This is a genomic window from Nocardioides sp., from assembly GCF_031422975.1.
Taxonomy (GTDB): domain Bacteria; phylum Actinomycetota; class Actinomycetes; order Propionibacteriales; family Nocardioidaceae; genus Nocardioides.
This window is the reverse complement of record NZ_JANPEO010000518.1, coordinates 1-6,031: the sequence shown is the minus strand read 5'-3', so window position 1 is coordinate 6,031 and position 6,031 is coordinate 1. Positions and strand designations below refer to the sequence as shown.

The window sequence follows — 6,031 nt, the reverse complement described above, 5'->3', positions numbered from 1 at the left end:
TGTTCGGCGGCCGGCCGTGGAGCAGCGAGCAGGTGTCCTACGTCGACGTCGACAACCTCAACGGCGGTCAGACGGCTACCAAGGCCCTGATCGAGCGAGGCTGCCGGCGCATCGGCACCATCGCCGGGCCGGCCGACATGACCGCCGCCGAGGACCGGCTGGCCGGCTGGCGACAGGCGATGACGGCGGCCGGGCTGGCCGACGACGCGGTCGAGCGCGGCGACTTCACCGAGATCGGTGGCCAGCGGGCCGCCGAGGCACTGCTGGCCGCGCGCCCCGACCTCGACGGCCTGGTGGTCGCCTCCGACCTGATGGCCTCCGGGGCGCTCAAGGTGCTCTCCGCCCTCCGTCGCCGGGTGCCCGACGACGTGGCCGTGATCGGCTACGACGACCTCGGTGTCGCCGAGTGGACCACTCCGCCCCTGACCACCATCCGGCAGCCTGTCGAGGAGATGGCCGAACGCGCCACCCGGCTGCTGCTCGAGCAGGTCGACGGCCACGGCGGCAGCCGCCCGCTCCGGATCATCATCCCGCCGTTGTTGGTGCGCCGCGACAGCGCGTGAAGCGCACGTCACACTCCCACCGATTCACAGGTTCCTGCACACCACCGCTACGGTTGTAGAAGTCGCCTCGGCCAGTCTTGCCCCGGGACGCAGCGGGATCATCCGCTTACCTCGAAATCCTTCGAGGCCACGCCGCGCTCTGCGCGAAGTGTTGGCGAGACGCCAACGAAAAAGGTTCAACCATGACTTTCGCCGACTTCGGCGTGCCCACCATGCTCATCGACATCCTCGACAAGCAGGGCATCACCACTCCCACTCCGATCCAGGCCGCGACGCTGCCTGACAGCCTCGCGGGCCGCGACGTCCTCGGCCGGGGGCGTACCGGCTCCGGCAAGACCTACGCCTTCCTGCTGCCGCTGGTCGCGCGTCTCGACGCCGCCAAGCTGCCGGCGATGCCGCGCAAGCCGCGCGCGCTGATCCTCGCCCCGACCCGTGAGCTCGTCGGTCAGATCCACGCCGCGCTCAAGCCGATGGCCGACGCCGCCGGTCTCTCCACGCTCGTCGTCTTCGGCGGCGTGGGCCAGGGCCCCCAGACCACCGGGCTCAAGAAGGGCGTCGACATCGTCGTCGCCTGCCCCGGTCGCCTCGAGGACCTGATGCAGCAGAAGTACTGCGACCTGTCCGCCATCGAGGTCACCATCCTCGACGAGGCCGACCACATGGCCGACCTCGGCTTCCTGCCCGGCGTCCGCCGGATCATGGACAAGACCCCCCGCGAGGGCCAGCGACTGCTGTTCTCCGCGACCCTGGACAACGCGATCGACGTCATCGTCAAGCGCTTCTTGACCAACCCGGTCACGCACCAGGCCGACTCCGCGCAGTCGCCGATCTCGACCATGTCGCACCACGTGCTGCACGTGAGCCGCGAGCAGCGCGTGCCGATCCTGGTCGACCTGACCAGCGCCCCCGGCCGCACGGTCGTCTTCACGCGCACCAAGCACGGCGCCAAGGCGCTGGCCCGCCAGCTCAACAAGTCCGGTGTGCCCTCGGTCGACCTGCACGGCAACCTCAGCCAGAACGCGCGCACGCGCAACATGGAGATGTTCCACTCCGGCAAGGCCACGACGCTCGTCGCGACCGACATCGCCGCGCGTGGGATCCACGTCGACGACGTGGCCCTCGTGATCCACGCCGACCCGCCGACCGAGCACAAGGCCTACCTGCACCGCTCCGGCCGTACGGCGCGGGCCGGCGCCGAGGGCACCGTCATCACCCTCATGACCGACGAGCAGGTCCGCGACGTGCGCGACCTGACCCGCCTCGCGGGCATCAAGCCCACGACCACCAAGGTCCACGGCTCCGACCACCCGATGCTGGTCGAGCTCGCCCCCGGTGAGCGCAGCACGCCCGGCGGTCTCGTCCCCGACGTCGCCCCCTCCGGTGGCGGCACCTCCACCGGTGGCAACGCCCAGCGCAAGCGCGCCCGCAGCTCGGGCCAGACCAACGGCCAGTCGCGTCGGGGCAACCCGACCGGCGGCTCGACCAGCTCGGCCGGCGGCTCGACTGCTGGCTCGACCGGCGGCCAGGGCGGCCAGCGTCGTCGTTCCGGCGGCGGCGCCGGCCAGGGCGCTCCGGCCGCCGGCTCGACCGGGGGCAACCGTGGTCGTCGCAGCTCCGGCGGCGGCAACCGCAGCCAGGGTGGCCAGGGTGGCGGCCGTTCGCACTCGGCCGCCGGCTTCTCGGGTCGCTGATCCACCTGTCTCACAGATCGCCGCGTAGACGCGCGGACATTGGCCCGATCCCGGCACGCTCCGCAGCGTGCGTCCGGGGTAGCCAGACGGCCAAGGTCCGCGCGTCTTCGACGCCGACCTAGGGTGAACGACATGTTCGACTGGCTGCACCGCTCCCTGTGGGACGTGGTGCCGCGCGACCAGCGCGACACCACCGAGGTGCTGCGGCGCCGTCAGGTCGTGACCGGCGTCGTCGTGGTCATCGGCGGTGCGGTGCTCGGCTGGTCGCTGCGCATCGACCCCGGCAGCCCCGCGTTCTATGCGGGTACGGCCGCCCTGGCAGCGGTGTGGACCCTCGGGGCCGTCGTCAGCGGACCGCTCCACCTGGGCCGGATCTCGCGCGCCGACTACCAGGCGCGCCCGGTTGCGGCGCCGATCATGCTCGGGCTGCTGCTGGCTGCCGTCTTCGTGGCCGGCGGCCTGTTCGTCCGCGAGATCGAGTGGCTCGACCAGCAGGTGCGCTCGGTCCTCGACTTCGCCGACGAGGGGTCGCTCCCGGTGCTGTTGGTCATCACGATCATCAACGGCATCGCCGAGGAGCTCTTCTTCCGCGGTGCCGCCTACGCAGCGATCCCGCGGCACCCGGTGGTGTGGACGACGGTGGCCTACTTCGTCGCGACGCTTGCGACCGGCAACGTCATGCTCGCCTTCGCCGCGATCCTGCTCGGGGCCGTCTGCGGCCTGCAGCGGCGTGCGAGCGGCGGCGTGCTCGCACCGATCCTCACGCACGTGACCTGGTCGGTCGCGATGCTGTTCGTGCTACCTGCGATCTTCGGCTGACCTGCGGCGCTCGTCGAGCGCTCGGCGCACGCACTCCTCGTAGGCCAGCGGCTCTCCGGGCACCAGCTCCCGGATCGAGGTGTCGGTTGCGATCACCTCGGTCGACATCGAGTCGATCAGGTTGCGCCCGGTGGTGGCGTCGACGTCCGTCACCAGGGCCAGCCAGTAGGACGACAGCCGTGGCGTCAGCACCGGCACCTCGATGATCGGCAGGCGCTTCCCGATCGAGACCACGGCCGCGACCTGCATCATCTCCAGGTAGGTCAGCTGCTCGGGACCACCGATCTCCAGGACGCGGTCCAGTGCCTCCTCCTTGTCGACGACTCCGACGAGGTAGCGCACCACGTCGTCGATGCCGATCGGCTGGGTGCGTGTGTGCACCCATCGGGGCACGACCATCGCGGGCAGGTTCTTGACCAGTTGGCGGGTGATCTCCCAGGAGATGCCGCCGTGACCGACCACGATCGCCGCGCGCAGCACGGTGACCGGGACGCCGTCCGTGCCGAGCAACCCTTCGACCTCGCGCCGCGAGCGCAGGTGGGCCGACAGCTCCCCGTCGTCGTCCCCGAGACCGCCGAGGTAGACGATCTGCCGCACGCCCGCGTCTGCCGCGGCACGACTGAAGTTGCGAGCGGCCTGCGCGTCCTTTCGCTCGAAGTCCTTGTCGTCGAGCGAGTGCACCAGGTAGATCGCGACGTCGACACCCGTGAGAGCGGCGGCCAGGGAGTCCGGATCGTCGACGTCGGCGCCGACCGGCTCACCGGGACCGGAGTAGTCCTGTGGTCGGCGAGTCATCGCGCGGACAGTGTGGCCCGCCTCGATGAGGGCGGGCACGAGGCGGCGGCCGATGAAGCCCGTGGCGCCGGTGACGAGAACGGTGGTCATACCCGTCAGCCTCGCACGACCCCGGGAACGAACGGGTCTCTTCCACGACGCGGCTCATCGGCCGGCCTGTCGGCGAGCATCCAGCCTTGTCATCGCGGGCGTCGCGGTGACCCCGTGCAGGAGCACCGAGATGACCACGGTGAAGGCGACCGTGGACCACAGCCACGACTCGCCGGGGACGTCCTCGTGGCTCGTCGCGTAGGCGAGGTAGTAGAGCGAACCCACACCACGGACGCCGAAGAACGCCACCGCCAGCCGTTCGCCCCTGTCCAGCCCGCCGTCGAGGTGAGTCGTCCGCGCGACGGTGGAGAGCGCGGCGTACCCCGCCAGCGGCCTCACCACCAGCACGAGGGCGAGGGACAGCGCCACCCCACGCCAATCCAGGTCCGACAGCAGCCCGCGGGTCATGGCCATGCCGAGGACGAGCAGCACCATCAAGGTGATGAGTCGCTCGAGTCGCTCGACCAGGCCGTGCATCTCCCGCTGGTAGGAGTGTCGCCGCTCGGCCGAGCGCAGGCTCATGGCGCACGTGAAGACGGCCAGGAACCCGTAGCCGCCGACGATCTCCGCTGCGCCGTACGCCGCCAGCAGCCCGGCCAGGGCCAGCAGCGGCTCGCCCTGATCGGCCAGCCGGAGGCTGTCTCGGCGTGCCCGGAAGGCCTGACGCCCCAGCAGCCAGCCGGCCCCGAGTCCGACCAGCACGCCGAGCACGATCTTGCCGACGACGTACCAGCCCAGCCAGGCGCCGGCTTCCGAGACCGCGAAGCTGCCTGCCAGCAACATCAGCGCGAGGTGCACGAAGGGGAACGCCAGCCCGTCGTTGAGGCCCGCTTCAGCCGTCAGCGAGAAGCGGATGTCGTCGTCCCTGTCCGGTCGGTCCTCGTCGGGGCCGTCCTCGTCGTCGATGTCCTCGGTGAGTGGCTCGCCCACCTGCACGTCGGAGGCAAGCACCGGGTCGGTCGGTGCCAGGACGGCGCCGAGGAGCAACGCGACGGCCGGCGCCAGCCCGGCGACCCACCAGCCGATGAGTGCGACGCCCAGGATCGTGGCGGGCATCGTCAGCGCGAGCAGCCGCCAGACCGGGGACCAGGCGCGCCACGAGGCCCACGAGCGCAGGTCGAGGGTGCGCTCGATCGCCAGGCCGACGCCCATCAGCGACACCAGCACGCACAGTTCGGTGACGTGCGTGATGACGGTGCGGTTGGCCTCCGGTTCGAGGCTCACTCCGTCGGGCAACGGCAACAGCCCGATCAGCATGCCGACGGCGACGAGCACCATCGGGGGCGACAGCGCGATGCGCCGGGTCACCTGCGGCAGGACGATCGCCAGCAGCAGTGCGAGGCCAAGAATGAGATAGACGGCAGCGCCGGTCATCAGGTGCGCTGGGCGGACGCCCGCCGTTCGTAGGAGTCGGTGCTCTCGTCCATGGCTCGCTCGTAGGCGCTGATGAGTCCGGCGATCGTGAGCGGCTTGAGCCGGTGCACCAGCTCGCGCAGGTTCTCGACGTCGCCGCCGGCGTCACGCACCACCGGCCACACGTGCGTGCGGACGATCTCGGAGAGCTCGTCGGCGACCTGCCGGCCGTGGCGGGCGTAGACCTCGGCCACGGCCTCGGCCGCCGACGTGGGTACGCCGATGCCGAGCAGACCGCTGTGCACGTCGACGTCGCCGTCCCCGGTCATCGGCGTGAGCAGCGCGAGGTGCAGCGCGACGTCGGAGGGCGTGGCGTCGTCGGGGATCCGGTCGACGTACCCCTTGATCGCGGACAGCGTGAAGCCGTGGGCCTGCAGCTCGCGTACGAGCTCGAGTCGCGCGACGTGGTCGGCGGAGTAGTAGCCCGAGCGGCCCCGACGCAGCGGCGGCGGGACCAGGTGCTTGGACGTGTAGAAGCGGATGTTGCGCACGCTCATACCCACCCGCTCGGTGAGCTCGTCCAGCGTGAGCAACTGGGGCTGCTCGTCTGCGGTCTCCATGCCTGCCTGCCTCATCTCGGCCACTCAGGTTCCCCGGATATCCGGGGAACTTCACGCTTTGCCACCAAAGCAACGGGGGTCAAGCGGGAGTTTCCCCGGA

6 protein-coding genes are annotated in these 6,031 nt (G+C 70.8%); 3 read left to right on the top strand and 3 right to left on the bottom strand.

Going from position 1 to position 6,031, the window contains the following annotated elements; all coding sequences use genetic code 11:
• The 3 genes from RMO85_RS15535 to RMO85_RS15525 form a co-directional block, all read left to right on the top strand.
• A partial coding sequence (locus tag RMO85_RS15535) for a substrate-binding domain-containing protein (RefSeq protein WP_310529628.1) occupies positions 1 to 563 on the top strand: 563 nt, incomplete at its 5' end.
• A gap of 182 nt (positions 564 to 745) precedes the next feature.
• Complete coding sequence (locus tag RMO85_RS15530; protein WP_310529627.1) at positions 746 to 2,254, top strand: DEAD/DEAH box helicase; 1,509 nt, start codon at positions 746 to 748, stop codon at positions 2,252 to 2,254.
• 132 nt (positions 2,255 to 2,386) lie between these two features.
• Positions 2,387 to 3,073 (top strand): type II CAAX endopeptidase family protein, encoded by a 687-nt coding sequence (locus RMO85_RS15525; RefSeq protein WP_310529626.1) that lies wholly within the window; start codon positions 2,387 to 2,389, stop codon positions 3,071 to 3,073.
• Here RMO85_RS15525 and RMO85_RS15520 read toward each other — a convergent pair.
• Genes RMO85_RS15520 through RMO85_RS15510 form a run of 3 tightly spaced genes read right to left on the bottom strand, consistent with a single transcriptional unit; the run spans position 3,053 to position 5,931 of the window.
• The gene (locus tag RMO85_RS15520; protein ID WP_310529625.1) at positions 3,053 to 3,958 is read right to left on the bottom strand and encodes an NAD(P)H-binding protein; all 906 of its coding nucleotides are present in this window, start codon (positions 3,956 to 3,958) and stop codon (positions 3,053 to 3,055) included. The genes RMO85_RS15525 and RMO85_RS15520 overlap by 21 nt on opposite strands.
• Before the next feature lie 54 nt (positions 3,959 to 4,012).
• The gene (locus RMO85_RS15515; RefSeq protein ID WP_310529624.1) at positions 4,013 to 5,332 is read right to left on the bottom strand and encodes a cation:proton antiporter; all 1,320 of its coding nucleotides are present in this window, start codon (positions 5,330 to 5,332) and stop codon (positions 4,013 to 4,015) included.
• Positions 5,332 to 5,931 carry a helix-turn-helix domain-containing protein gene (locus RMO85_RS15510; RefSeq protein WP_310529623.1) on the bottom strand — a complete coding sequence of 200 codons (600 nt, stop codon included), beginning with the start codon at positions 5,929 to 5,931 and terminating at the stop codon, positions 5,332 to 5,334. Before RMO85_RS15510 ends, RMO85_RS15515 begins: the two co-directional genes overlap by 1 nt.
• Between the last annotated feature and the right edge of the window lie 100 nt (positions 5,932 to 6,031).